The sequence below is a fragment of the Morganella sp. TYF_1 genome (assembly GCF_043105645.1).
GTDB classification, from domain to species: Bacteria; Pseudomonadota; Gammaproteobacteria; order Enterobacterales; family Enterobacteriaceae; genus Morganella; species Morganella morganii_B.
In genome coordinates, this window is the sequence record NZ_JBICLU010000028.1 from 39,910 (window position 1) to 63,711 (window position 23,802).

The 23,802-nt window shown below is 50.0% G+C and carries 15 protein-coding genes; 11 read left to right on the top strand and 4 right to left on the bottom strand.

Annotated elements, in window-relative coordinates:
* Nucleotides 1–178 precede the first annotated feature (178 nt).
* Entirely contained in the window at nt 179–1,582 is a 1,404-nt protein-coding gene (locus tag ACF8OF_RS19965; protein WP_392497483.1) for an MFS transporter, read from the top strand.
* A 112-nt stretch (nt 1,583–1,694) separates the two neighbouring features.
* Here ACF8OF_RS19965 and ACF8OF_RS19970 read toward each other — a convergent pair whose 3' ends face one another.
* Both ACF8OF_RS19970 and ACF8OF_RS19975 read right to left on the bottom strand, forming a co-directional pair.
* A complete protein-coding gene (locus ACF8OF_RS19970; RefSeq protein WP_392497485.1) occupies nt 1,695–7,778 on the bottom strand; it encodes an autotransporter outer membrane beta-barrel domain-containing protein in 6,084 nt (2,027 codons plus the stop codon).
* Between the two features lie 174 nt (nt 7,779–7,952).
* On the bottom strand, nt 7,953–8,981 hold the full coding sequence (locus ACF8OF_RS19975; protein ID WP_392497486.1) for an ESPR domain-containing protein: 1,029 nt from the start codon (nt 8,979–8,981) through the stop codon (nt 7,953–7,955).
* A 1,143-nt stretch (nt 8,982–10,124) separates the two neighbouring features.
* Between ACF8OF_RS19975 and ACF8OF_RS19980 the strand changes: the two genes are divergently transcribed.
* Nucleotides 10,125–10,496, top strand: coding sequence for a DnaJ family domain-containing protein (locus tag ACF8OF_RS19980; RefSeq protein ID WP_262860109.1), 372 nt, complete (start codon nt 10,125–10,127; stop codon nt 10,494–10,496).
* 12 nt (nt 10,497–10,508) lie between these two features.
* Here the strand turns inward: ACF8OF_RS19980 and ACF8OF_RS19985 are convergent, their stop codons facing one another.
* Nucleotides 10,509–10,964, bottom strand: coding sequence for a regulatory protein RecX (locus tag ACF8OF_RS19985; RefSeq protein WP_262881801.1), 456 nt, complete (start codon nt 10,962–10,964; stop codon nt 10,509–10,511).
* Between the two features lie 73 nt (nt 10,965–11,037).
* Here ACF8OF_RS19985 and ACF8OF_RS19990 point away from each other — a divergent pair, with 73 nt between their 5' ends.
* The 9 genes from ACF8OF_RS19990 to ACF8OF_RS20030 all read left to right on the top strand — a co-directional run bounded on the left by ACF8OF_RS19990 (nt 11,038) and on the right by ACF8OF_RS20030 (nt 21,842).
* Entirely contained in the window at nt 11,038–11,220 is a 183-nt protein-coding gene (locus tag ACF8OF_RS19990; RefSeq protein ID WP_025152541.1) for a hypothetical protein, read from the top strand.
* Between the two features lie 619 nt (nt 11,221–11,839).
* Nucleotides 11,840–12,472 carry a fimbrial protein gene (locus ACF8OF_RS19995; RefSeq protein ID WP_262862372.1) on the top strand — a complete coding sequence of 211 codons (633 nt, stop codon included), beginning with the start codon at nt 11,840–11,842 and terminating at the stop codon, nt 12,470–12,472.
* A gap of 35 nt (nt 12,473–12,507) precedes the next feature.
* A complete protein-coding gene (locus ACF8OF_RS20000; RefSeq protein ID WP_262881803.1) occupies nt 12,508–13,221 on the top strand; it encodes a molecular chaperone in 714 nt (237 codons plus the stop codon).
* Between the two features lie 11 nt (nt 13,222–13,232).
* Nucleotides 13,233–15,722 (top strand): fimbria/pilus outer membrane usher protein, encoded by a 2,490-nt coding sequence (locus tag ACF8OF_RS20005; protein WP_392497489.1) that lies wholly within the window; start codon nt 13,233–13,235, stop codon nt 15,720–15,722.
* 14 nt (nt 15,723–15,736) lie between these two features.
* Nucleotides 15,737–16,804 (top strand): fimbrial protein, encoded by a 1,068-nt coding sequence (locus tag ACF8OF_RS20010; RefSeq protein ID WP_262860114.1) that lies wholly within the window; start codon nt 15,737–15,739, stop codon nt 16,802–16,804.
* A gap of 298 nt (nt 16,805–17,102) precedes the next feature.
* The gene (locus tag ACF8OF_RS20015) at nt 17,103–17,894 is read left to right on the top strand and encodes a protein bax (protein ID WP_262860115.1); all 792 of its coding nucleotides are present in this window, start codon (nt 17,103–17,105) and stop codon (nt 17,892–17,894) included.
* Nucleotides 17,895–18,057: 163 nt separating this feature from the next.
* On the top strand, nt 18,058–19,476 hold the full coding sequence (locus tag ACF8OF_RS20020; RefSeq protein ID WP_262881805.1) for an MBOAT family protein: 1,419 nt from the start codon (nt 18,058–18,060) through the stop codon (nt 19,474–19,476).
* On the top strand, nt 19,463–20,653 hold the full coding sequence (locus ACF8OF_RS20025) for an SGNH family hydrolase (RefSeq protein WP_262860117.1): 1,191 nt from the start codon (nt 19,463–19,465) through the stop codon (nt 20,651–20,653). Before ACF8OF_RS20020 ends, ACF8OF_RS20025 begins: the two co-directional genes overlap by 14 nt.
* Nucleotides 20,616–21,842 carry an SGNH/GDSL hydrolase family protein gene (locus ACF8OF_RS20030; RefSeq protein WP_392497493.1) on the top strand — a complete coding sequence of 409 codons (1,227 nt, stop codon included), beginning with the start codon at nt 20,616–20,618 and terminating at the stop codon, nt 21,840–21,842. The genes ACF8OF_RS20025 and ACF8OF_RS20030 overlap by 38 nt, the downstream gene beginning before the upstream one ends.
* 44 nt (nt 21,843–21,886) lie before the next feature.
* Here the strand turns inward: ACF8OF_RS20030 and ACF8OF_RS20035 are convergent, their stop codons facing one another.
* On the bottom strand, nt 21,887–23,788 hold the full coding sequence (locus ACF8OF_RS20035; RefSeq protein WP_392497495.1) for an ATP phosphoribosyltransferase regulatory subunit: 1,902 nt from the start codon (nt 23,786–23,788) through the stop codon (nt 21,887–21,889).
* Between the last annotated feature and the right edge of the window lie 14 nt (nt 23,789–23,802).

The following is a 23,802-nucleotide window of genomic DNA, read 5'->3' on the forward strand; positions in this document are numbered from 1 at the left end:
ACATACCCATAAACTTATTTGTGTCATTTTATACCTCTTCTATTTCATATTGAGTCAAAAGTGACTCAAAACCATGATATTGAGATATTTATTCAGCCGGAACATGATGACCCTGTCAGAAAAAAAAGACCATACACACAGTAATCCTATTTTAAAATACATTTCTGCAGGTGAAATTATGCTGTCATTTTTAAAGCCGGCTATGGCAAAAAATAAAGTCGCACCTGAAAAAGTGCCTGCCACTTACAAACGCTATCGCGTTCAGGCATTGCTCAGCGTGTTCCTCGGTTACTTAGCGTATTATATTGTCCGCAATAACTTTACGCTCTCCACGCCGTATCTGAAAGAAAACCTCGATCTGACCACAACGCAGATCGGTATGTTAACCAGCTGCATGCTGATCACTTACGGGATCAGTAAAGGAATTATGAGCAGCCTGGCGGATAAAGCCAGCCCGAAAGCGTTTATGGCCTTTGGTCTGATCCTCTGTGCCGTTGTTAACCTCGGTATGGGCTTCAGCGGCGCATTCTGGCTGTTCGTCGGTTTCGTTGCCCTCAACGGTCTGTTCCAGGGCATGGGCGTCGGTCCTTCTTTTATTACTATCGCCAAATGGTTCCCGCGCCGTGAACGCGGTCGTATCGGGGCGTTCTGGAATATCTCCCACAACGTCGGCGGCGGTATCGTTGCGCCAATCGTGGGCGCGGCTTTCGCGGTTCTCGGTACTGAGCACTGGCAGGCGGCAAGCTATGCGGTTCCGGCGGTTATCGCCGTGGTCTTCGCGGTGATCGTCCTGCTGCTGGGTAAAGGTTCTCCGGAACAGGAAGGCTTACCGGCGCTGGCGGAAATGATGCCGGAAGAAAAAGTGGTGCTATCTGACACACAGAAAGAGCAGTCTCCGGAAAATATGTCTGCATTTCAGATTTTCTGTACCTATGTGCTGAAAAACAAAAACGCCTGGTATGTCTCGTTTGTTGACGTATTCGTCTACATGGTGCGTTTCGGGATCATCAGCTGGCTGCCGATTTACCTGCTGACGGAGAAAAACTTCAGTAAAGATCAGATGAGTGTGGCCTTCCTGTTCTTCGAATGGGCAGCGATTCCGTCCACTCTGCTGGCAGGCTGGCTGACAGACAAACTGTTCAAAGGCCGCAGAATGCCGCTGGCGATCGTCTGTATGACCCTGATTTTCTTCTGCCTGATCGGTTACTGGCAGAGCCAGTCCCTGGCCGTTGTCACCTTCTTTGCGGCGGTTGTCGGTTGCCTGATTTATGTGCCTCAGTTCCTGGCATCCGTGCAGACCATGGAAATCGTCCCGAGCTTCGCGGTCGGTTCTGCGGTAGGTTTACGCGGTTTCATGAGCTACATCCTGGGTGCAACCCTGGGAACCACCCTGTTCGGTTTCATTGTTGACCGTATGGGCTGGCACGGCGGTTTCTATCTGCTGTTAGGCGGTATCGTCTGCTGCATCATCTTCTGTATTCTGTCTCACTTCGGTGCGCTGGAACTGGAACGTAACCGTCAGCAGGCACTGTCAGAAGAAAAAACCAAAAAAGTGACATTAGAACCTGCTTCTGCTAACTGATTTCACCCTGTTCGTTTACCCTTTCGCGCCGCGGCGCTGACATCAGGAACGTTATTGATAAAAAAAATCCCCCTGTGTTGCCACAGGGGGATTTTTATCTCAGCAGTTCAGCTTATTTCCACTGGTATTTCACGCCGATCATCGCACGGTCACCGGAGTAATCATTCGCCCCCATCTGGTGAGAGACGTTACCCCAGACGCTCCAGTTTGGTGAAATCTGCCCTTCCACACCTGCTTTGATTTCCACCCGGCTGGCGGGCATATCATCACTGAAGGTGTAGTGTTCATTAAAGGTCATATCACTTTTCGCATTACTGTACAGCCAGTTCACTTCAACAAACGGCTGCGCGGATTGATCGGACTGCTTCTGATTTGCATAAGTCAGGCGGGCACCGAGACGGGTATCCACACTGTTGCTGCGCTCACCTTTCATTTTCAGTCCGGTGCCGTTGCTGCTGTCATCAGCATCATAAGAATTAAAGATAACCTGTGCCTGCGGTGCCAGCAGCCACTGTTTATCCGCATCCGGTTTGTATACCGCCATGCTGTAACCGGCTTCAGCAGAGGCACTGATTACGTTGCTCTTATAGTCAGATGAATGACCCGCCACAGAGACGTGGTTATCAAACCAGGCGTACTGCGCCCAGACATCGACATAGGCATTATTTTCGTCTTCGCGGTTCTGATACCAGGTACCGTATAAACCAACGCTGTAAGCCCGGTCAATTTTGGCATCGGATTTGGTGCCGGTTCGTTTGGCGCTGCTGGTGTAATCCGATTTACCGACAGCCCCCATAATACCGCCGCGGATTGTGGTGTCCTGTGCATCATTGTTCCAGTTGATGATATCGCCGCCCAGTTGCGTGGTATAGGTATCCCCTTTAATACGCATGGAACGGTTGATCGCATCATGGCGCTGACGGTCACCGGTGATGCGCAGCCAGACAGAAGAGGCATTCTCTTCCCCTTTAAAGCTGTCAGCATAGTGCGGTTCGCCCAGGCGATCATGCAGGGTCATGGTGAACATACCCAGTGCCGCAGTACGGTTCGCCATGTAGCCACCACCACCCGGGTTCACGTTATGATCCGGTTTGTCGTCGTTTTCATCCGGCGGATAGACATTGGTATCGTAAGAATCAAGATACCAGCTGTCATCTTTATACCCTTTGTGCAGCAGGTATTCGTACACCCCGATGGCAACCGGCCCGCCCAGTTTAAACGCATCTTTATCCGATTTTCCGCCGACATCCACTACTTTAATCGCATCCGGCTGTTTCAGGGTATCCGCACCTTCGCCGCCGACATTATTAATATTCAGCGTGGTCGCACCGTTTTTCCCGGTAAACACATTTCCGTCCACCACCAGCTGATCCGTCATGGTTTCCTCATGACCTTTGTTCAGTATCGTGTTCAGTGTGATCGAACCGCCGTTTGCGGTGAAATTCCCGCCGACATTCAGACGGCTTTCGGTCTCTTTCTGACTCGCAAGCCAGATGCGGCCGCCGTTGTTGACAAAGTCGCCGTCAACGCGGTAATCCGTTGCCTGTCCGAGATCTTTCTTATCCAATTCACCGACATAGAACTGACCGGCGTTATTCACGCTGCCTTTCAGTGTGCCCTGACCGGCAAAGGTTCCCTGAGTGCCGATATTCACCTGACGGCTGTTCATTTCCAGCGCGGAATCATAGCTTCCCGCCTGTAATGTACCGTTCTGAATTTCCGTGGTACCGGTATACTGCGCCGATTTACCGGTCAGCGTAATGCGGCCCGCCCCCTGTTTTACCAAAGTCCCTGTCCCGGTGACACTGTTGGTCAGATCCCACGGCTGTTTGCCGTCATTATGCGTCAGTACCAGCGTACCGGCGTTTTCAATCGCCGCACTGCCGATATGCTCTGCCCGTGAGGCACGCAGTGTACTGTTTGCATCCGTGGTGAAACGTCCGCTGAACCCGCTGTTATCCGCCGTCAGCTGTGCATCCGATGTCTGCGCGATTTCGGTGGTGCCGCTGCCGGTCAGCTGATTACGCAGCAACCCCTGTGCCCCTTCCGTGCGCAGTGTACCCGCCACCGCGATCAGGCTGTCGCCCAGACCGGCGATATTGCGGATAGTCACCTGCGCAGGCTGATCGATAGTCACTGCGGAATGCATCCCGGTATTCGCCCCGGTAACCGTCAGCGTGTCATTATTCACCACCAGCTGACCCTCGCGGGTACCGCTCAGATAGCCATTCACCTCACCGCCATTTTTCACCGTCAGTTTGCCGTTACCGAGCGCCACCAGACTGTTTTCCGCAGACGTGAGTTTCCCGGTAGTCTGCTCTGTACCGGCACCGGCGGTACTGGTCAGTTCAACCGCCGTCCCGGACGCCAGATCCAGCAACTGCGTATTCCCTAATACATTGTCAGCTTCTGCCCGTAATTTACCGTGACGGACAAACGTGCTGCCGGTGTAATCATTGTTGTTATTGGACAGCGTGACATATTCACTCGCGGTATCAATTGCCAGATCGCCCTGTCCGGTGATTTTCGCCCCGAGGTTAGCGGCTGAACCGGATTTCCCGGACTGTGCCGCCAGCACCAGCGCATCAATGCCTTTGCCCTGCAGATCCACTTCGGTCAGCTGATAAGCCACATACAACCCGTCCGCGTTACCACCGGTATTTTTACTGGTCTGTAAGCCGTAATCGTAGGTTCCTTTCGCCACCACTTTGCCGTCCTGGCGCAGGTCCTGCTCTGTCTTCGTATTGGACGGGATCACATTGCCGTCTTTATCCGTCAGCTGCAGATTCAGTCCGCCGGTATAATCCGAGGCTTTACCGGCATTCACCAGCTGAACCACGGAATCGCCTTCATCCTGCTCCAGCAGCGGCACTTTATTATCCGCTGACGGCGTTGGCAGATTATCAAACCCGTCCGCTTTCACCTGAACGTTGCCTTTCGCGTTGTCCAGTTCGAGGGCGTTCACGCTGATATGACCATCCGCCTTGCTGCTGCCGGTGATATTGTCGTTAAAGGCCAATGTCCCGCCGCTCATTGCCAGGCGATCAAATGACTGAGTACCGACCCCTTCGCGGACGGTTGCCACAGCCTTATCACCGATATCCAGACGGGATTTTTGCAGCGCACGGGTGTTGTCACCGGCGATATCAAAGGTACCGTTTGTCAGACGCAGCGTGCCGGTGAAGTTATCCCCCGCAAAAGCTGCGCTCTTATTAGTAAAGTTAAATGCCTGACCCGCTGTTGAGGTAGTGACCAGACCATCCCCCTGCAACTGATGAGCAAAGGTATGAGCGTTATTCTGATTGATAAACAGCTCACCGCCTTGTTTCACGGTGATACCGTCATCCACCGTCAGTTCATTCAGTGTGATGTCGGTATTGCGCAGTTCGAAACGGCCTTCCTCAACATTCAGTTTTTCAAAACCACTGATTTTGCTGCTGTTCTGTAACACATAGTGGCTTTTTTTGCCTGTCAGCGTCAGCGTATCCTGTCCGCCGCTACCTGCGGTCAGATTGCCGAACAGGGCATCACTTTGTGCTTCAGAAACATTTTTCAGAATCACATTGTTCTGACCATTACCGACAGTCCCGCTCACCAGTTCCGTGCCGCCGTTCAGTGTCACGGTATTGTTGCCGTTACCGGCTGTCAGAATGCCGGTTTTGGCTTTTCCGGTCATTTCAATGGTGTTATCGCCGTGACCTGTCGCGATATCACGGGTGTTACCGCTCAGCGTAATGGTGTTATTTCCGCTGCCCAGCAGCGATTTTCCGCTGATCGTGCCGCTGTTGGTAAAGCGGATATTACTGTTTTGATGTGCATCCACCGCCATGCCGTTGGTACCGGCGGTCACGGTGCCGCGGTTGGTGAAACTGAAATCATTTTTCAGCGCGGTCAGATCCACCACACTGTGATCGGCGTTTGAGGTCAGTTTGCCGCTCTGTATGATGTTTTTAGTCTCACCCAGCACCACCAGTGCAGATTTCCCTTCCGCTGATTCGATATTCACATTCATTCCGCTGATAACATCACCGGAGGTATTGGTCACAATGCCGTTGCCGCCCTTATCTTTCACATTGATCGTGGTGCCGTTGGCGCCCGAAGTGTCGAGATTGCTTTTCGCCATCGTCACCCCGCCTTTGCCGTCATCCGCTTCCAGTTTCAGGCCGGAGGCATTCTCACCGCTGACATTGATGGTGCCGCTGCCGGACAGTTTAAACGCGCCGCTGTCATCATCGGTATTCAGCAGATGCAGACCACTGCCGCTGCCGGTGACGTCAATATTGGCTTTATCCAGTTTCACGTTTGAACCGGAATGTGCCCGTACCGCATCCGCCGAATATTCACCGAGGATCTTACCGCTGCCGCCGATAGTCATTGAGGCACCTTTATTCAGGCGGACTGCGGCGGTGCCGCTATTGGCGGTAATATTACCGGTGTTATTTACCACGGAATTTTTGCCGTAAATATCAACACCCACTCCATTCACAGTAATATCGGTGGTGTTATTCACCGTTCCGGTTTCCACACGGATACCGGTGGCGTTGTCTGCTTTACTGAAGTCAATATTACCGTCGTGATTGAGCACACCGCCGTTGATCAGCTTATAACCGATGGCGTTTTTCGCGATATTGTCATCGGTTCCGCCTGATTTCAGGTGCGCTTTTGAGGTCAGTGTGGTTTTGTCCGATCCTTTGGCGATCGCATTACCGTTGATATCGTAATAGTTGCCGTCGATCACCGCGATGGTTCCGCCTTCGCCGGTAACATTAATGGTAGTCTCTTTATCCAGCACAACCTGACCGTCCGCCCCGGCACCACTGGCCAGATAAAGCCCGGTTGCCTTTTTTCCGTTGACATTCAGTTGCATATTGCCGGTTTTCACTTCGGTACCGTTATCCGCAATATAGAAACCCCGGCTTTTTTCACCGTTGATATCAAAGGTGTACGTTGTGCCTTTGCTGCTGTCCCCCAGGAACTGTGCTTTCTGATCAACGCGGAACAACGTCGAATCGGTGTTATCCAGAGTCAGCGCCACATCACTTGCCCCGAAATTAATCCGCGAACTGAAGGTTTCGTCTGCGCCTTTACGCCCGGCGATCCAGTAACCGGTCTGGTTGACCGAGTTTTTATCAAAAATAACATGACCTTTCTTAAGATCGATGATCCCCCCCACACGGGCAAAGACCCCGACGGTGTTATTGCCTTTCAGTTCAACAGTTCCGCCGTCGATAATCACTTTCGCATCATCCGCCCGCACCCCGGTGGTACGCGATGGTTTGGTTGTGCCGTCTGCGGTTCCGTTGTTGGTGGCGATCACTTTCCCGTGATGGATGATCGTGCTGTCGCCCAGAGCCAGCAATCCGACCGAACCGGAACCGGAGACATTGATCGTGCCGTTATTTTCAATAATATCCTTATCACGATTAGTACCTGACACCCGCATACCGACAGTATTGGTGCCCGCCACGTCTATTTCACCTTTGTTAACGACCGTCAGCTGTGAATCTGCATGACGGTTCGGTGTCGATGACACGTTAATACCGACAGCATTACTGACGCCGTTATTAATCTCAATTTTTCCATTATTTTCAATATGATAACTCTCACCCGCTTTGGCGGTTTCATCCAGCAGAGCGGCCACGGCGTTCGACATAATCCGCATATCCCAGGTATCATCCTCACGACCGCCGGACAGACTTACGCCATCCTTACCCATCAGAATATCGCCGTTATTGACAAACGAAGCCCCTCTGACCTGCACGCCGGTCACGGTTCCTTCATTTTCGCCGATCCCTTTCTGCCCCAGCAGCAGTTTACCGCCCTTCTCGTTGGTGACCTGTGAACCGCCGGATGCTGTCACACCGGTGTTGGCAATTTCATCTTTATCCGCCGGGTCATTATTGGCGAGGTTGAAAGCCTCAACCGCAATGGTACCGGCGTTGGTATAGCGTGCATTTTCCCCGGTGACCTGATCACCGTGGATACGGGTTTTGCCGTCTCCCAGCAGTAACGTACCGGTGTTGGTAAATTCCGCATTATCGATTAACGCATTCTGCCCTTTATAATTCGGGACGGAGGTAGTGGCATCGTGGAATACTTTCGCGCCGTTATGCGCAAAAATATGATAAGCACGATAACGACCTGAATCTGATGCCGTTTCACCACGGATATCCGCGCCGTCCTTAATATTCAGCACACTGCCTTCACCATCGGCCTCAAAAATAGATCGCCTGCCGATGTCGGCGGTAATGGCCTCATTCAGCCGGATATCTTTATCTTCCAGACCTTTCAGATCGATATTAACGTCAAAATAATCTTTGTCCTGCGGGCGCGGGACAACCGTCGCTTCAATCAGCGCTTTATATGCCGCTCAGGGTAATATGTTGTGTTTTACCGCGTCTATCAGTAACGCATTGTAATCCGCCAGTCCCCGGGCATTCCCGATCGCAAAAGTATCACCAAGGGCATAGGTTCTGCCGTTTGAGACAAACCCGTTTAGTTCTTCCGGGATAGTGACTCTCTCAACCAGTTCATTCTGCGGCTGGAAACGGTATTTATACTCACCGGAGGATAAATGCATGCCATAGGCTTCACCGAACGTGACATGCAGCTTGCTGGTGGTATCAATAGTTGCGGATTTCCCGTTGTCTGCTGCCGCCACAAACAGTGAACTGTCTTTGATAAAATTAATATTCCAGTCAACATTGTCAGCTGCAGTCATATTCAGGGTACCATCGTTGACCTCTGCCAGTGTCAGATGGTAGAACGGTGATAATGCCGGTTGTTTTTCCAGCAGATACACGCCCAGCTGAGGGTCGATCTTTTTTTTGAAAGCGCCGGTGTTATACGCCTGCATAACCGCAATTTCCCCGTCTTCCTTCTTCCAGGTAATCTCTTCCATTGCTGACGGGTTATCCGGGATCTGCCAGTCTTCAATAGCATTCAGGGAAGCATCACCGGGAACCGCCTGTCCGTTACGGTATTCGGTAATTGAAATAACCTTATTTTCATCTGTATTCTTTCCCCACAATTCCTGTAATAAAAGCCAGGTTTCATGGTAATCAAGATGATTCGTGAACTTGGTATTTTCATTATTTAAATTAAGGCCTTTAACACCACCATTATTAATAACCCTGGATTGTTCTTTCTCGTTTGAATTATTTACCCATGTTTTAGTTGTGCTGTTATATTGTCCCGGGAGATATTCCGTTTCTAACCACGGTTCTGCAGAAACCGCCGGTTCTGCGGCCTGTACTGATATACACAGCCCGCATCCCGTCAGCATGACCAGTGATAACAGTGCCAGTCTTTTCCCTTTTTTTGCACCCTTTGCAAATTCAGATGCGACAACAGAATTCCCTGTCCGCTGATTTTTTACGACTTTGAATATTTTATTCATTGTTTATTTTTCTCAAAATTGAAAGACGTGAATAAGGAAATTCCGGGTACAGCAACCCCTGACACCATTTAATGCGTCACAGAAAAAATGAGCCGTCACCGGAAAGGCTGACGGCTATCTGCATAGCCGGGTTATTTAATTAATTTATTTAACGTTCACCTGAGTTGTCCTGTATCCGGACTGAAAAAATTTTACTTATGGAGAAATCGGCGGCGTATTATAGGGAGGCGATTACAGATGTCTACAGGGGTTTTAAGAATCACCCTAAGTCAAATTAACTGCAAAATAATCACAATGTGATAAATAACCATTTTTTTACAAATAAAATGCGTTAAAACTGGCAGGTAATCACGTTGCACCACTTTTTTCATCCGACCAGAATATCGCCACAAAACAAAATAAATGACCATAAGGAATAAAATTTACAGAATTTAAATTGATTTAAATTCTTATTACCAGAGTTATTAACTAATGACGTTGAAACATATAATTCATACAATTTATTTCAAATCATAACTAAATGCGAAATTCAGTTACGCAATATAAAGAATATTTATTCACAAAATATGAATTTAAAAACATTAACTTTTTCTCGTCTTTTTTTGATAAAAAGCACAAATAACTCATTTTACGTGTTCAGATGACATAAAAATAAACACAAAAAACACAACGGCAATACAAAAAACCACAATTCAAGCATCATAAAATATACTTTTACTGTGTATTTGCTTAACAACATATAATTACCTCCGGGTAGTCCGCCACGTTACCATTAAGATAAATTACTTATTTTATGTGTTTTCATCGACTCTATCGCCTGCTTTAACCGGGTTATTTGCGACATTTATGCTTGATAACTGAAAATATCAGTGAAATATCGCAATGGAGCAAAAAACAAAAAATAAGCAGCAGAGCGATAAAACAGGTATTCCATGTGTAATTATAAACAACTGACAGGTGTAACTCAGACAGCACGTCTGACAGGTGCCGGATACCCTAAAAGTGAATATCAATGCACAAACACCCCTGATATAATTCATTTATCACTCAGCGGTAAATGCGGATTTTTTGACTGAAACAGGTGATTTATGCGGGGGAAAGACACTGCTATAATGAATCGGTGACAGGAGGAACAAAAGCGCTATGACGATTTTTGACACACTGGCAGAACGCCATATTCAGGCGGCGCTTGAAAGCGGGGAATTAGAAGGACTGGCCGGAGAAGGTAAGCCGCTCACATTGGATGATGACAGCCATGTTCCGCCGGAACTGCGGGTCGGCTACCGTTTACTGAAGAATGCCGGCTATCTTCCCCCGGCATTACTGGCCCGGCAGGAGGCGGTTTCTCTGGCGGAATTATTGTCTGTTCTGCCGCCGGACAGCACAGAATATGAACAGACAAATAAGCGGTTACGATTGCTGGCGATACAGTTACAGCAGGCGGGGCTCAATACGGATTTTCTGTATCACCGCTACCATGAAGCCATACAGCAGGCACTGAATAAAAATAAATAATTCCTGATCGCGTCAGTACAATTCATAAATCTGATCAGAGGTAAAACCGCGGTACATCAGGTAACGCATCTGTTTTTGCTTCTCTTTATAGTCAGCCGGTATCATCTCCCCGAATTTCTTCATTTTTGCCTCACGGGCCTGCTCAAACCAGTCGGTCTCCTGCGCGGAAAAAACCGCATCAATCAGTTCACCGTCAAACCCTTTCTGGCGTAATTCCTGGCGGATCCGCACCGGCCCGTGCAATTTTCTCACCCCGGCCTGAAAAAACAGCGCGATACTGCGGGTGTCATCCAGATACTGTGAGTCGGTCAGCCGCGCCATCACCCGGGGCAGAACACGCTCTTCCGTCGGGGAGGTTTCCTGCTTTTCGGCTATTTTCCGTTTCAGTTTGCGGGCCAGTTCTGCGCCGGCATATTCCCGCCGTCCCAGCAACCATATGGCATAATGATAAAGTTGTTTTTCATCCATCGTGACACCTGCGTGTTATCCGTTAAAATCGTGATAACATACCATATTCCCACTATATTCAGAGAGACAGACAATGGCACAACTGACCCCGCAGGAAAAAGTATATGTTGATGACCTCGCTATGCAGCGGGTTGATGATATGAACAGCGATGAATTTCTGGTTCGTCAGCTGGATGACAAAATTCACGGGCTGGCATCTCATCTGAAAGCCTATTTTGAAGAACGTCTGGCTTTCCATAAACAGAACAAAAACTGATTCTGTCCGGGCAGCCGCAACGCTGCCCGCCGCTGTCCTCCGCCTGAAATAATCGCCATATAAACAGTTACACTCGTTATCAGTTGATTCTGATAGTTATCCTTCTGTACCTAAAATAAAGTTGAAAACAATTAAAGTTCTCTGTGATTGCGCCGATAATGAATAGCAGGATCATTCTGAGTGATTGATTTTTCGCTGTTAACACAGTTAATGATAATTATTCTTAATTGTTGTAATCAATCATTATAAAGAAAAAATAATATTAAATACTGCATTTTTTAACATATATTAAATGAATATTTAAAAATATTAACAACAATCAATGCATAACATCGTAATAACATAAAAAGACAGTATATAAATCCATAAGTAACTGTCTGTATCAGGATATTACAGATAAAACCCACCTTTTAATTCTAAAATCAGAAAAATACTTCAATTAATCATTTCGTGACTATATAATCTGTTTCGTTTTAGTTATGCCTTCCATTCTGATGTATAAGAAACCTCTTTCCTGTTAACGGTAATAAAAAATTGCCGGGGAAAACTATTTCTTATTGATGCTACTAACTAAATAAACCCTGCTGATTTGTTTTTTCAGAATCCGCTAAAAATCACTATGACTAAAAATAAATTTACAGGTAACGTAATTAATTCCGTTGCCGGATTTATTATATATTCCATCCCGGAGAGGATAATGAATAAAAAATTCGCTCTTGCAGCGTCTCTTTCCCTTATTTTTGTTGCTAACTCTGCGTCTGCGGCTACCACCGCATCCGGTGGTTCCATCAATTTTACCGGCTTCATTACAGATGCTACCTGTACCATTAATAATGGTAATGCAAACATGTCGGTATTATTAGATCCGATTACGGTTAATCAAATCAATCATCCGGGCGCAATAGATGAAGGGAAGAAAGCATTTTCTCTCGAATTATCAGACTGTAACGCCAGCGACAAAGATAAAAAATCACTGCACATTAATTTCGCATCCACCAATCTGATTGCCAATAACGGTAATTACCTGATCAACCAGGAAACGGATGAGAAAGGCAATCATAAAAATGTCGGGATTGCGTTAACATCACAAAAAAGTGATGAAGTCATTAATTTAAATACACCATACGATACAAAAATTATGGCTGATAATGGTGTTATGCAGTTTTATGCAAAATATTACAAAGTCGGCAGTGAACCCGCTCAGCCGGGTAAAATCAATACCATGCTGACATATAACCTGTCTTACTTCTGATATTTTCAGGCCTCTTTAATTCAGGGGCCTGATTTTTGAAAATACCTATCATGAAAAAAAGTATCTTAACATTATTATTATTGGCGGTGACATTTGTCAGCCGGGCGAATGTTATTATTAACTCCACCCGTGTTATTTATCCGCAGGGAAGTAAAGAGGTTCCGGTACAATTATTTAACACCGGGACACAGCAGGCATTAGTCCAGGCGTGGATTGATGACGGCAACCCTGATTCCACCCCGGAGACCGCCAATGTTCCGTTTATTCTGACACCGCCGGTGGTGAAAATTGACGGTAAAAATGGTCAGCAACTGCGGGTGAAAATGACGCCGGTACAGCTTCCGGCAGACAGAGAGTCCCTGTTTTATCTGAATTTACTGGATATTCCGCCGCTGCCGGACAGCAGTACGGATAAAAACATGATGCAGATTGCTATCCGCTCCCGTATCAAACTGTTTTACCGCCCGTCCGGCCTGACCCTGAGTGCGGATAAAGCCCATACCCGCCTGACATTCACCCGTGACGGTCAGCACTATATTCTGAAAAATGACTCTCCGTATCATATTAATATTCTCGGTCTGAAAGAGACCGCGAACAGCCGTGATCTGGCGGAAGAAGGCACGATGATTGCCCCTTATTCTCAGTTCACGCTGCCTGCCGCAGCCGGATTACCGGCCGGAAATCACTATTCGCTGACACTGATCGACGATTTCGGTGCCATCAATACCTATCCGCTGTCCCTGAACTGAACAGCAGCCTGATGCCGCGCCCTGTCCGCCGTTTTTCCGCCCTGATTTCATTATTGCCGGTGCTGCTCAGCACACCGGCAGCCGGGGCCGGATTTAACACCAACTTCCTTTACGGCGATTCCGCCAAAGCGGATTTGTCACGCTTTGATCGCGACGATACCCTGCCTGACGGTGAATACACCGTTGAAATCAGTGTGAACGGGGAATGGAAAGGGCGTTTTTCGCTGCGTCTGCAACAGAGCGGACACACGATTCTGATCCCGCAGGAGGATGTGCCGAAACTGGGACTGCGTGACAGCACACCGCCGCCGCAGGCCGATGAAGACGGTTATGTCGCACTGAGCAGTCTGGTGCCGCCGGACAGCTATACCCTGAATACCGGGCAATTTCAGCTGGCACTGAATGTGCCGCAGGCAATGCTGAATACCGTACTGAAAGGGTATGTCGATCCGTCACGGTGGGATCAGGGCGTTAATGCTGCGATAGTCAGTTATAATGCCAATTACTATCACGCCACCCATAAACGTGACGGCAGTGATAACGACAATGCGTATCTGACCCTGAACAGTGGTCTGAATCTGGCGGGCTGGCAGCTGCGGGATCAATCCTCAGTGACCTACAGCAGCGGACAGAGCACGCAATGGAATACCAATACCCGTTACCTTCAGCGCGGTTTTCCGGCAATTAAATCGGATTTCCGTGCCGGGGACAGCTATACCTCCAGCGAACTGTTCGACTCTGTCCGTTTCCGCGGCGCAACCCTGAAAACAGATATGCGTATGTATCCCGATGCCTGGCAGGGGTTCTCTCCCGTCGTGCGCGGTGTGGCACAGACCAATGCCCTGGTCAGAATCTATCAGGATGCACAGCTAATCTGGCAGCAGAGTGTTCCGCCCGGTCCGTTTGTGGTCGATTCCCTGCTGCCGACCGGATCCGGCGGGGATTTGCAGGTGGAAGTGAATGAAGCGGACGGGCAAATCAACCGCTTTATGGTGCCCTTCTCCGCTGTGCCGAATATGTTAAAGGAAGGCCTCTTCAAATATGAGCTGAATACCGGTGAAGTCCGTCTGACGGATACCGCTTACCATCCGGATTTTGCACAACTGAATCTTCAGTATGGCATTAATAACACGCTGACCGGCTACGGCGGTGTGATTGCGGCGGAAAATTATCAGGCGTTTCTGCTCGGCAGCGGGTTTAACCTGCCGATCGGCGCATTATCCGTGGATGTTACGCACTCCGATGCCCGGTTCGGACAGGAGATGCCGCGTTACCGGGGCGAGAGCTACAAGGTGGCCTACAGCCGTTTCATTCATCAGACCAATACCAATTTTTCGCTGGCGGCTTACCGTTATTCCACCAGCGGTTATTTCAGTCTGGCAGATGCGGTGCAGTATCAGGAACTGCTTAACCGGCAGGATCTGACCGGCGATCTCTCCCCGCAGTCACAGAGTTACCGCCAGCGCAGTACCTTTAATGTCAACATCAACCAGCGGATCGGTGCGGATTACGGATCGGTTTATCTCGCCGGTACGCTGCGTGATTACTGGGGCGGCCAGGGCAGCACCCGCGAATATCAGCTGGGTTATGCCAATAACTGGCGGGATATCAATTACACTCTCAGCGCAGGCCGGACCCGTTACAGCAAAGACAGCAACAATCCGGCAGACAGTAATAATGAAGAAACGCGGATAAATCTGACACTCTCCGTTCCGCTGACCCTGTCCGGGCACAAGGTGTATCTGACCGCAAACAGCATGACAGAAGAAGGCCGCTATCAGAGCAGCAATATCGGCCTGAGCGGCACCGCCGGGCAGGGCAACGCGCTGAGTTATAACGTCAATGCCGCGCATCAGCAGTCCGGCGGCACCACCTTCAGTACCAGCGCCGCTTACCGGGCAGCCCCGGCGACACTGAATGCCTCTTACAGTGAATCCGGCCGTTACCGCCAGCTGGGAGCCGGTGCCACCGGCAGTGTGGTGGCCTGGTCCGGCGGTATTCTCACCGCCAATCAGCCGGGAGAAACCTTTGCGGTGGTGAATGTGCCGGGCACCGCCAATGCCATCGTAAACAATGACCGTAATGTCACCACCAACACTCAGGGTCAGGTTCTGGTGCCGTATCTGTCCGCCTACCGCAAAAATGCGCTGATCCTGGATGCCTCACAGGCACCGGAAAATGCAGCGGAACTGCTGGGTAATGTGCAGGATATCGTGCCTTACGCCGGGGCGGTGACACTCGTGAACTTCAGAACGGATACCCGGCAGGAATTTTATCTGCATGCCGTGCGCCAAAACGGTAAACCACTGCCGTTCGGCACAGAAGTCACTGACGGGAACAATAACAGCATCGGCTATGTCGGGCAGAACAGCCTCATTTATATAAAAAGCGAAACACGGCCGGAACAGATCAATGTCCGCCTGACGGATACGGACAACGGCTACTGCCGCATCACACTCACACCGGATCCGCAGAGTACGCCGCTGCCCTGTACAGAATAAAGGAAACATCACCGATGCTCAGAAAAACCCCTCTTTTTACCGGCCTGCTGATGCTGATCGCCGGTTATGCGCAGGCGGAGTGTACCAACGACGGCAACAAACAGGCACCGCCGCTGATAGCTGATCTGTCGGAAACCTTTTACCGTCAGACGGAAACCACGCTTTATTTAAATACCCGCTACAGCGGGGAATTCAGCTGTAACGGCTACAGCAGCAGTGTTTCCAACGCCTCTTACCTGCAAAAACGCGCCGTGGTGGTCGGTTTTCAGAACGGGCGCTATCCGGTCGAGTTCAGGGTGATTGACCTCCAGCCCGGCGGCAGCCAAAAATTCGGTTACAGCCGAAATCCGTATCCGGCGGGGAACCTTCAGGCACGTTTTACTCTCAGCGCCCGGGTGATGCCGCAGGGCTCACGCAGTGATGTGACGGTACCCGGCAGCCAGTACCGTTTTGACGGCGCAGTGATTGCCGCCGACACCACACGGGTCGGGATCTTTCAGTTCGTTATCCGTCTCGGGCTGGATATCCTCACCTATCTGCTGAGCGGACACTGGCCGGAGCACAATGAAGATCTGTTCCTGCAGCCGCTGGATGTCATTTATCAGCCGCGTGAAACTACCTGCACCTTTGATAACGCAGATTTATTAGTCGAACTGCCGCAGGTGGACAGAGCGCAGCTGGTACGCAACAAAACCGCCGGAATGACCCGCTTTTATCTGGATATCTCCTGCCGGGATCGCCTGAACGGTCGCGCCAGCCGTCCGGTAAAAGCCTATCTGGCCAGCAATCAGGTCTGGCTGCGGGATATGAAAACCCTCATTGATACCTCACAGGGTGCGGCTCAGGGAGTCGGGATCCGGGTTGGTCGTTATGCCGATACCAATGACAACAGTGCGCTGGTCATCAATCCGCCGGGACGACAGCCGCGCGCTGATTCCTATCTGTTTGAATGGGGAAAGGACAAATTTATTGAAGTAAACAACGGCTTCAGTCTCTGGGCTTACTACTATGTGTATGATGCTGCCCGGCTCAGTGCCGGCCGCATCAATACCACGGCAATCCTCAATTTCGAGTACTACTGAGGGCAAATCCGGATAAACATGACCGGTAAAAACCGCAGAAAAAAGGGGAAAAATGGCCGGTCACCGCGTGAAAAACATTAATTTTCCGGATAATTCCGCCATTTTTGCTGAAATCCGCTATCGTTTAATGTCCGTTTTAACTTACTAATAGTCATACATAAAATCAAAAAACAGAATTTTATCCTGCCAAAACATACCCGATTAATATTAAACGATGGATAATAAGGCTGGCCTTGGTTTTTATATTTTGCTAGTATTCGTTCGATTTTTGTTCAGACAATAAAACGAGGAAAAAGCAATGCCCTCTCTTTCGATGAGGACAAATGCAGTCTTCGCTTTCTTGATTTTACTATTCTTTACCGGTTCAGGCTTTGCCTCAACCAGTACCACGACAAGCTTGCCGTATTCGCATCAAAACACGCAGCAGTTACAAAAAACGCTGCCTGATTTGAAAAAATACGCGTCAGGTACACCCCGTAAGAAAGCGTTTTTAAATGCCATTGTCCCCGCGATTGACAAAGTGAATCGCGAAATCATGAATGACCGCACCTGGTTACTGGAACGCCGGAATGCCAAACACTGGTCACAGAGTGATATTGCAAAGCTCGGAAAGCTTTGCCGGAGCTATGATATGACATGCAGCTCGCCTAAGCGCACCGACTGGAACGCGCTGCTGAGCCGTGTCGATATCCTGCCCACCCACTTCGTTGCCACACAGGCGGCAACCGAGTCAGGCTGGGGAACATCAAAACTGGCTCAGTCCAACAACAACCTTTTTGGTATGCGTTGCGGACGGAGCTGTAGTGCCAAAGCCGGACAGGTTCAGGGCTACTACGCATACAACACTATTGAGGATAGTGTCACGTCCTACATGAAAAATCTGAATACGCACCGTGCTTATAATTCACTGCGTTCAGAAAGGGCAAAACAGCGTCTGGGTGATGATGACTCACTGAGCACACCGGAACTTATCAGTCAGCTGGAAGGTTATTCGCAAAAGGGAGATGCCTATAACCGTTACCTCCGCCAGATGTACGACAGTAACAAAACACTGATCACATCGGCACAGAAGGTCGCCCAAAACACCTAATCGTTCTGTTCACTGTGGCAGACACCGGAAACCCGCACTAATCTGAAGATTACGCGGGTTTTTTTATGGCTTATCATCATTCTTATTGAATCGTGGTTGATAACTTATATTATACTCAGCACGCTAATTATGATATTCCCAACAAGCCTGCACAGAGCCTGATATGAATTTCTTTTCATTTGAATTTCTTGCCTCCTTTACTGCCTTTTTTCTGGTTTACTGGCTCTGTCAAAAAAAGACCCGTTTACAGAATATCCTTTTAATTACGGCGAGTTATCTGTTTGTTTTCTCATTTCAGGCAAGCTTCGCGTATGTGCTGGCCGGATATACCCTGTTTATTTATCTGCTGACGAATGTTCTGAGCAGCCGCCTGTCCGCCCGGTCGGTATACACCCTGCTGGCAGCAGGGATTATCGGCTGTTTTACGGTGTTCAAATACTACGGGTTTATGCAGGAATCACTGCAAAGTGCGCTGCTGCAGGCCGGTGTGGAGGCTGAACTGCCGGTGCTTTCGGTACTGGCACCGCTGGGCTTATCCTTCTACGCGTTCCATTCCGTCAGTTATGTGGTGTCGGTCTGCCGCAAGGAGATTGAAAAAGCGCCCTTTTTGGATGTGGTGCTCTATCTCTGCTTCTTCCCGAGCATTGTCGCCGGCCCGATAAACCGCGCCAAAGCATTCATGCCGCAAATACAGGCAGTCTCACGGGAAATTATTGATTATAAAAAAGCCCTGTTACTGATCATCCTGGCGATGGTAAAACTGTTTTTATTCAGTGCCTATCTGTCAGAAAATTTCGCCAACCCGGTCTTCAGTTCGCCGGTCAATTACAGCGCCGGTGAGATTCTGGTGGCGGTGTACGCCTATGCCTGGAATATCTATTTCAACTTCTCCGGTTACACCAACCTGGTCACCGGGATTGCCATGCTGATCGGTTTCAGGGTACCGCTGAACTTCAATGCGCCGTACCTTGCCACCAACCTGAAAGAGTTCTGGGCACGCTGGCACATCAGTCTGTCGACCTTTATCCGTGATTATATTTATATCCCGCTCGGCGGAAACCGCAAGGGCTGGCTGCGGATGAACCTCAACGCCTTTATCGCCATGGTGATTTCCGGGATCTGGCACGGTGTCGGGCTGCCGTTTATCATCTGGGGGGCACTGCACGGGCTGGGGATTGTGCTGATGAATATCAAACACAAACTGCTGCCGCCGCGCACCGATCCGGCGGAAACGCTGTGGCAGAAAACCGGAGTCTGGACCGCCCGGATTTTCACCTTTCATGTGCTGTGTCTGACCTGGATTTTCTTCCGCAGCGCCACGCTCAGTGATGCCGTCACCATGCTGACACAACTGACCGCTGACGGCTTTATTGCCTCTGTCATGGCCAGTGCACCGCTGATTATCGCCTTCTGGCTGCTGCTGTTTATTTATCCGCAGTGTGTCAGTCTGTATCACCGCGCCGGACACTATTACCGGCGGATCCCGTGGTTCTGGTATCCTTTACCGCTGGCACTCTTTATGACGCTGGTCTTTATTTTCTCTCCTTCAGGCATGCCGGGTTTTATCTATGCGAATTTTTGATTTTACCGAAAATCTCGAACGGGCACTGAAGGTCGTCTTTATTGTGCTGACAGCCGCTGTGGCACTGGTCTGGCTGAACCAGAACCCGCTGGCCCGCTACTGGGAACAGACTTACCACCAGCCTGCGCCGTGGGCGAAGCTGGAAGGGCATTACGGATGGGAGCTCGGGGGTTACCTTCAGGAAGGCGTGGTGGCGGCCGGAGAGACACTGTGGGCCTATGCTCAGGGCAACCATATCGTTGAGGAAACGGAAGAGGCTGTTCCGGGCAATACCGCGTTTCCGGAGGAGTTTCAGGTCGGGCTGCATTTTATCAACGGCTACCGTTACCCGGCTGCCGCGCTGTCTGTGACCTTCCCTGAACTGCTGAACCGGGAACGTCCGGCAACCGGCAGTCCGGTGCTGAAGCTGAATCCGGAACAGATTGCAGAACACATACTGACGAAAAAAGCACCGAAATCACGAATTGCTCTCGACGCCGGTGATAAAGTTTTCTTCGTCGGCGATTCCCTCATGCAGGGGGTTGCACCTGTGTTACAATCCCGTCTGGCCAAAACCTACGGCATTGAAAGTATCAACCTCAGCAAACAGAGTACCGGCCTGACGTATCCGAAGTTTTTCAACTGGCCGGAGACTATCAAAACCACGCTGGCCGCCAACCCGGATATCCGCCTGATGGTGGTTTTCCTCGGCCCGAATGACCCGTGGGACATGCCGCCGGAAGGCGGCGGGCGCTATCTGCGCTTTATGTCGCCGGAGTGGGAAGCGCAGTATCGCAAACGGATTCAGGATATTCTGTTAACGGCCCGGATACAGGATGTGGACGTCATCTGGATAGGACCGCCGAATATGCGCAAAGACAAGCTGTCAGGTGGTGTACACTATCTGAGCGGGATCTATCAGTCGGAAATTAATAATGCCGGTGAAATCTGGTTGTCCGCCAATACCATTTTCAAATATCAGGATAAGATCTATTCAGATTACCCCGGTGACGGCAGCAGCACTATCAAGCTGCGCAGCGGCGACGGTATTCACTTTACCTACAAAGGTCAGAAGGCGATCGCTGACACGGTATTTGATCTGATTAAATTTAATGCTGCGCCGGAGGAAACCCCGGCGGCGCAGGAAAAAACAGAAACACATGATGAAACAACAAAAACGCCCGTCGTGGCACCTTAAACCGGCCGGTGCGATAGCCCTGTTTGCCGCAGCGCTTTCCCTGCTCTCCTGCCAGAACGATTCGGATAAACAGTGGATACAGCCGCAGACACCGCCGCCGGTGTCGCGTAATGATCTGACCAACTACGGCGATCCGAACCTCAGCCGCCTGGCACACCGTCTGCGGGATCCGTCTGCGCGTGTCCATATTGTCCAGATTGGTGATTCTCACACCGCAGCGGATTTCTTCTCCGGCACGCTGCGTGACAAATTCCAGGCGCGTTACGGCAATGCAGGGATCGGCTTTGTGCCGCCGAGCATTATCGCCGGACAGCGCACGGCCAACTTTGTCTTCACCGAGCCGAAAAAACAGTGGTCATTCCTGACCAGCCGCAAAGATGATGCCCCCAACTTCCCGCTGGGCGGCTTTATTATTTCGCCGCTGACCCCGCACAGCACCCTGACGATGAAAGAGCGCAATCCGTCCTCTTATCAGTATGACATGCAGGTGCTGTACCAGACCGGCTACCCGGCCTCCGTTGCGGTACGCGGCGGCAAAGGCGGCACGCTGAACCTGACACCGTCCTCCGCGTGGCGTTTTTCTGACAGTGTGCCGGTGACCTTCCCGGCAGAGATCACGGCGAATGAGCAGAGCCCGCTGAATATCGGCGGCTGGTTTATCACCCGCAACCATCCGGGCGTGATGCTCTCGTCTGTCGGTATCAATGGCGCGACAATTGCCATGACGGAAAAATGGCTGCCGCAGTGGGTGAATACCCTGGCGCAGACCGATCCGGAAATGGTGATCCTGGCTTACGGCACCAATGAAGCCTTTAATGACACGCTGGATTTGGATCTCTACCGCCAGCAGCTGACCAATGCCGTGCGCAGCATCCGCAGTACCATGCCGGACGCGGTGATCCTGCTGGTCGGCCCGGGCGACAGTATCAAGAACAAAACCGCACCTGACTGCCGCTCACAACAGCCGGCCAATCTGCACAATGTGATACGGATCCAGCAGTCTGTCGCGAAAAGTGAAGGCTTACTCTACTGGGACTGGCAGCAGTTCATGGGGGGGGATTGTGCAATCAACAGCTGGGTGCTGCGTGATCTGGCACGACCGGACAAAGTCCACCTCTCCGGCCCGGGTTATGAAAAAAGCGCCACCGCACTCTATAACGCCCTGGAATCGCTCCTCAGCCAACAGTAACCGGTTCTCCCGCAGATAACTGATTATCTGCGGATCCTTTCTCCTCAGCCGTTTACGCTGTGTCCCAGTACCCCGATCATGGCATTCTCATTCACAAACTGAATCATGCCGTTGTCTTTATCGGTCAGTTCCAGTTCTTTATCACCCTCTGACGGCACCACAATAATAAAACGGCTGCCGTTACGTTCGGCGTTCTTGCGGCAGGTACTGATCCGCATCCCCGAGCAGTCATTCTTAATGGTGAAATGCGGGAACAGGGTTCTCAGACGGCGACCGACTATCAGCGCATGACCGGCAGCACGGGTGTTTTCCGGGATCAGCACCACATCGGTCGCGTTCTGACGCAGCAGTTGTTTGTGGCATTTGCGGATCAGAAAAATAATCGGGTCGAGCATAAAGGCAAAACCGCTGACCGCCACTGCTTTATCCAGCAGATGTGACGCACTGGCATCATAGCGCCCGCCGCGGCATAACAACTCATCGTGGCTGTCCGGATGCGTGGTGCGCCATTCAAACAGGGTATGGCAGTAATTATTCACCGGATACAGCCCCGGCGTCACACTGTACGGAATTTTCAGACGGTTGAGGGATTCCAGCAGCTGACGGAAGCGGGCGGCGGAAGCCTCAGAGAGAAATTCACTGAGCCGGGGGGCTTTTTTATTAACGATATCCAGCAGCTTGTGCGGTGTGGATAATAACTGCTCCGGTTTCTCTTTCAGTTTCACCAGCCACGGCTCTTCAAAGAACGGCAGAAACGGCTGATAATAGTCTCTCAGTGCCTGACGGAAATGACTGAATTCGTCTTCGCTGCCAACGGTATTTATTTTTAATTCAATATACGGCGTGAGATGCAATGAACTGAAAAAATCATACTGCATTAAAATATGTTCCAGCTCGATATCAATATTATCGTAACCGAACGCTTCCACACCGATCTGGTGATATTGTTCAAAATCCTGTTTTTGCCCGGCGACATTGCGGAACATCGCACCGATATACCATAACTTACTTTTCGACTGTAAACGCTGATGCTGTGCAATCACCCGCAGACAGCCCATCGTCCCCTCACCGCGCAGCAGTGCCGGATGGCTGCAGTTAAGTTTGGGCCCGTTATGGTTATCATCCGCAAACGCAGCAGTATTCTTCATATGGTCATCCCAGTACTCCAGCAGCGGGAAGCGGATTTCCTGATAACAATAACGTGCCAGCAGTTTAGAGGCGCGGTTTTCCAGCCAGATCCAGTCCGCCACATCATTACTGTAATGTTTGCGCGGCCGTCCGCTGTGATGCGGGCGCACTGTCCGGTTCACTTCAAATTCCAGTTTCTGACAATACTGATTGGTACCCAGCACGCAATTCTGATTCAGACAGATTTGAATCCGCTCAATAACAGACTGGCTGATGGTGGTATACAAAAAATGCTGGTAATGGATCCCGCGCTCTTCCGGTGTTTTACCTAATTGCAAATAACACTGGTGTTCAGTCATTCTCGGAATAGTACATTCCCCGGTGTTATGACCGTAACTGGAATAATTTAAGTTATGTTTATCATTATTTGATGACTGGTCGGATGTGAACGTATCAACATATTGAGAGACCAAAAGAAAATAGGAATTTGCTTCAATCAGACAACTGTTATAACGCCGATCCCATAATGCACCGGTACGCTGATATTTATTATTGTAATAAGGAACATACTGACGTCCGATGTGCTGGATAAAACGGCTTAAGTCTTCTTTTGATTTTGGCGTCAGCAGCAACAATACCGTATCAGCCTGAAGTGAATAGGCGTGAAGCTCGCAATCATATGATTCTAAAGACCTGTCCACGCAGGTCAGGAAACGGGCGTAATCATTCTCTTCCTGAAAGAGTTTTTCATGATTGTGTCCGTTAAGTTTAATCAGCTGTGGTAATCCCGGAAAGTAAAGGCGCTCTCTTCTTGGCATAGGTCAGCGCTCCA

Coding starts and splice junctions, on each gene's coding strand:
- ACF8OF_RS19965 (WP_392497483.1), top strand. CDS start 179: ATGCTGTCATTTTTAAAGCCGGCTATGGCAAAAAATAAAGTCGCACCT.
- ACF8OF_RS19975 (WP_392497486.1), bottom strand. CDS start 8,981: ATGAATAAAATATTCAAAGTCGTAAAAAATCAGCGGACAGGGAATTCT.
- ACF8OF_RS19980 (WP_262860109.1), top strand. CDS start 10,125: ATGACGATTTTTGACACACTGGCAGAACGCCATATTCAGGCGGCGCTT.
- ACF8OF_RS19985 (WP_262881801.1), bottom strand. CDS start 10,964: ATGGATGAAAAACAACTTTATCATTATGCCATATGGTTGCTGGGACGG.
- ACF8OF_RS19990 (WP_025152541.1), top strand. CDS start 11,038: ATGGCACAACTGACCCCGCAGGAAAAAGTATATGTTGATGACCTCGCT.
- ACF8OF_RS19995 (WP_262862372.1), top strand. CDS start 11,840: ATGACTAAAAATAAATTTACAGGTAACGTAATTAATTCCGTTGCCGGA.
- ACF8OF_RS20005 (WP_392497489.1), top strand. CDS start 13,233: ATGCCGCGCCCTGTCCGCCGTTTTTCCGCCCTGATTTCATTATTGCCG.
- ACF8OF_RS20010 (WP_262860114.1), top strand. CDS start 15,737: ATGCTCAGAAAAACCCCTCTTTTTACCGGCCTGCTGATGCTGATCGCC.
- ACF8OF_RS20015 (WP_262860115.1), top strand. CDS start 17,103: ATGCCCTCTCTTTCGATGAGGACAAATGCAGTCTTCGCTTTCTTGATT.
- ACF8OF_RS20020 (WP_262881805.1), top strand. CDS start 18,058: ATGAATTTCTTTTCATTTGAATTTCTTGCCTCCTTTACTGCCTTTTTT.
- ACF8OF_RS20025 (WP_262860117.1), top strand. CDS start 19,463: ATGCGAATTTTTGATTTTACCGAAAATCTCGAACGGGCACTGAAGGTC.
- ACF8OF_RS20030 (WP_392497493.1), top strand. CDS start 20,616: ATGATGAAACAACAAAAACGCCCGTCGTGGCACCTTAAACCGGCCGGT.
- ACF8OF_RS20035 (WP_392497495.1), bottom strand. CDS start 23,788: ATGCCAAGAAGAGAGCGCCTTTACTTTCCGGGATTACCACAGCTGATT.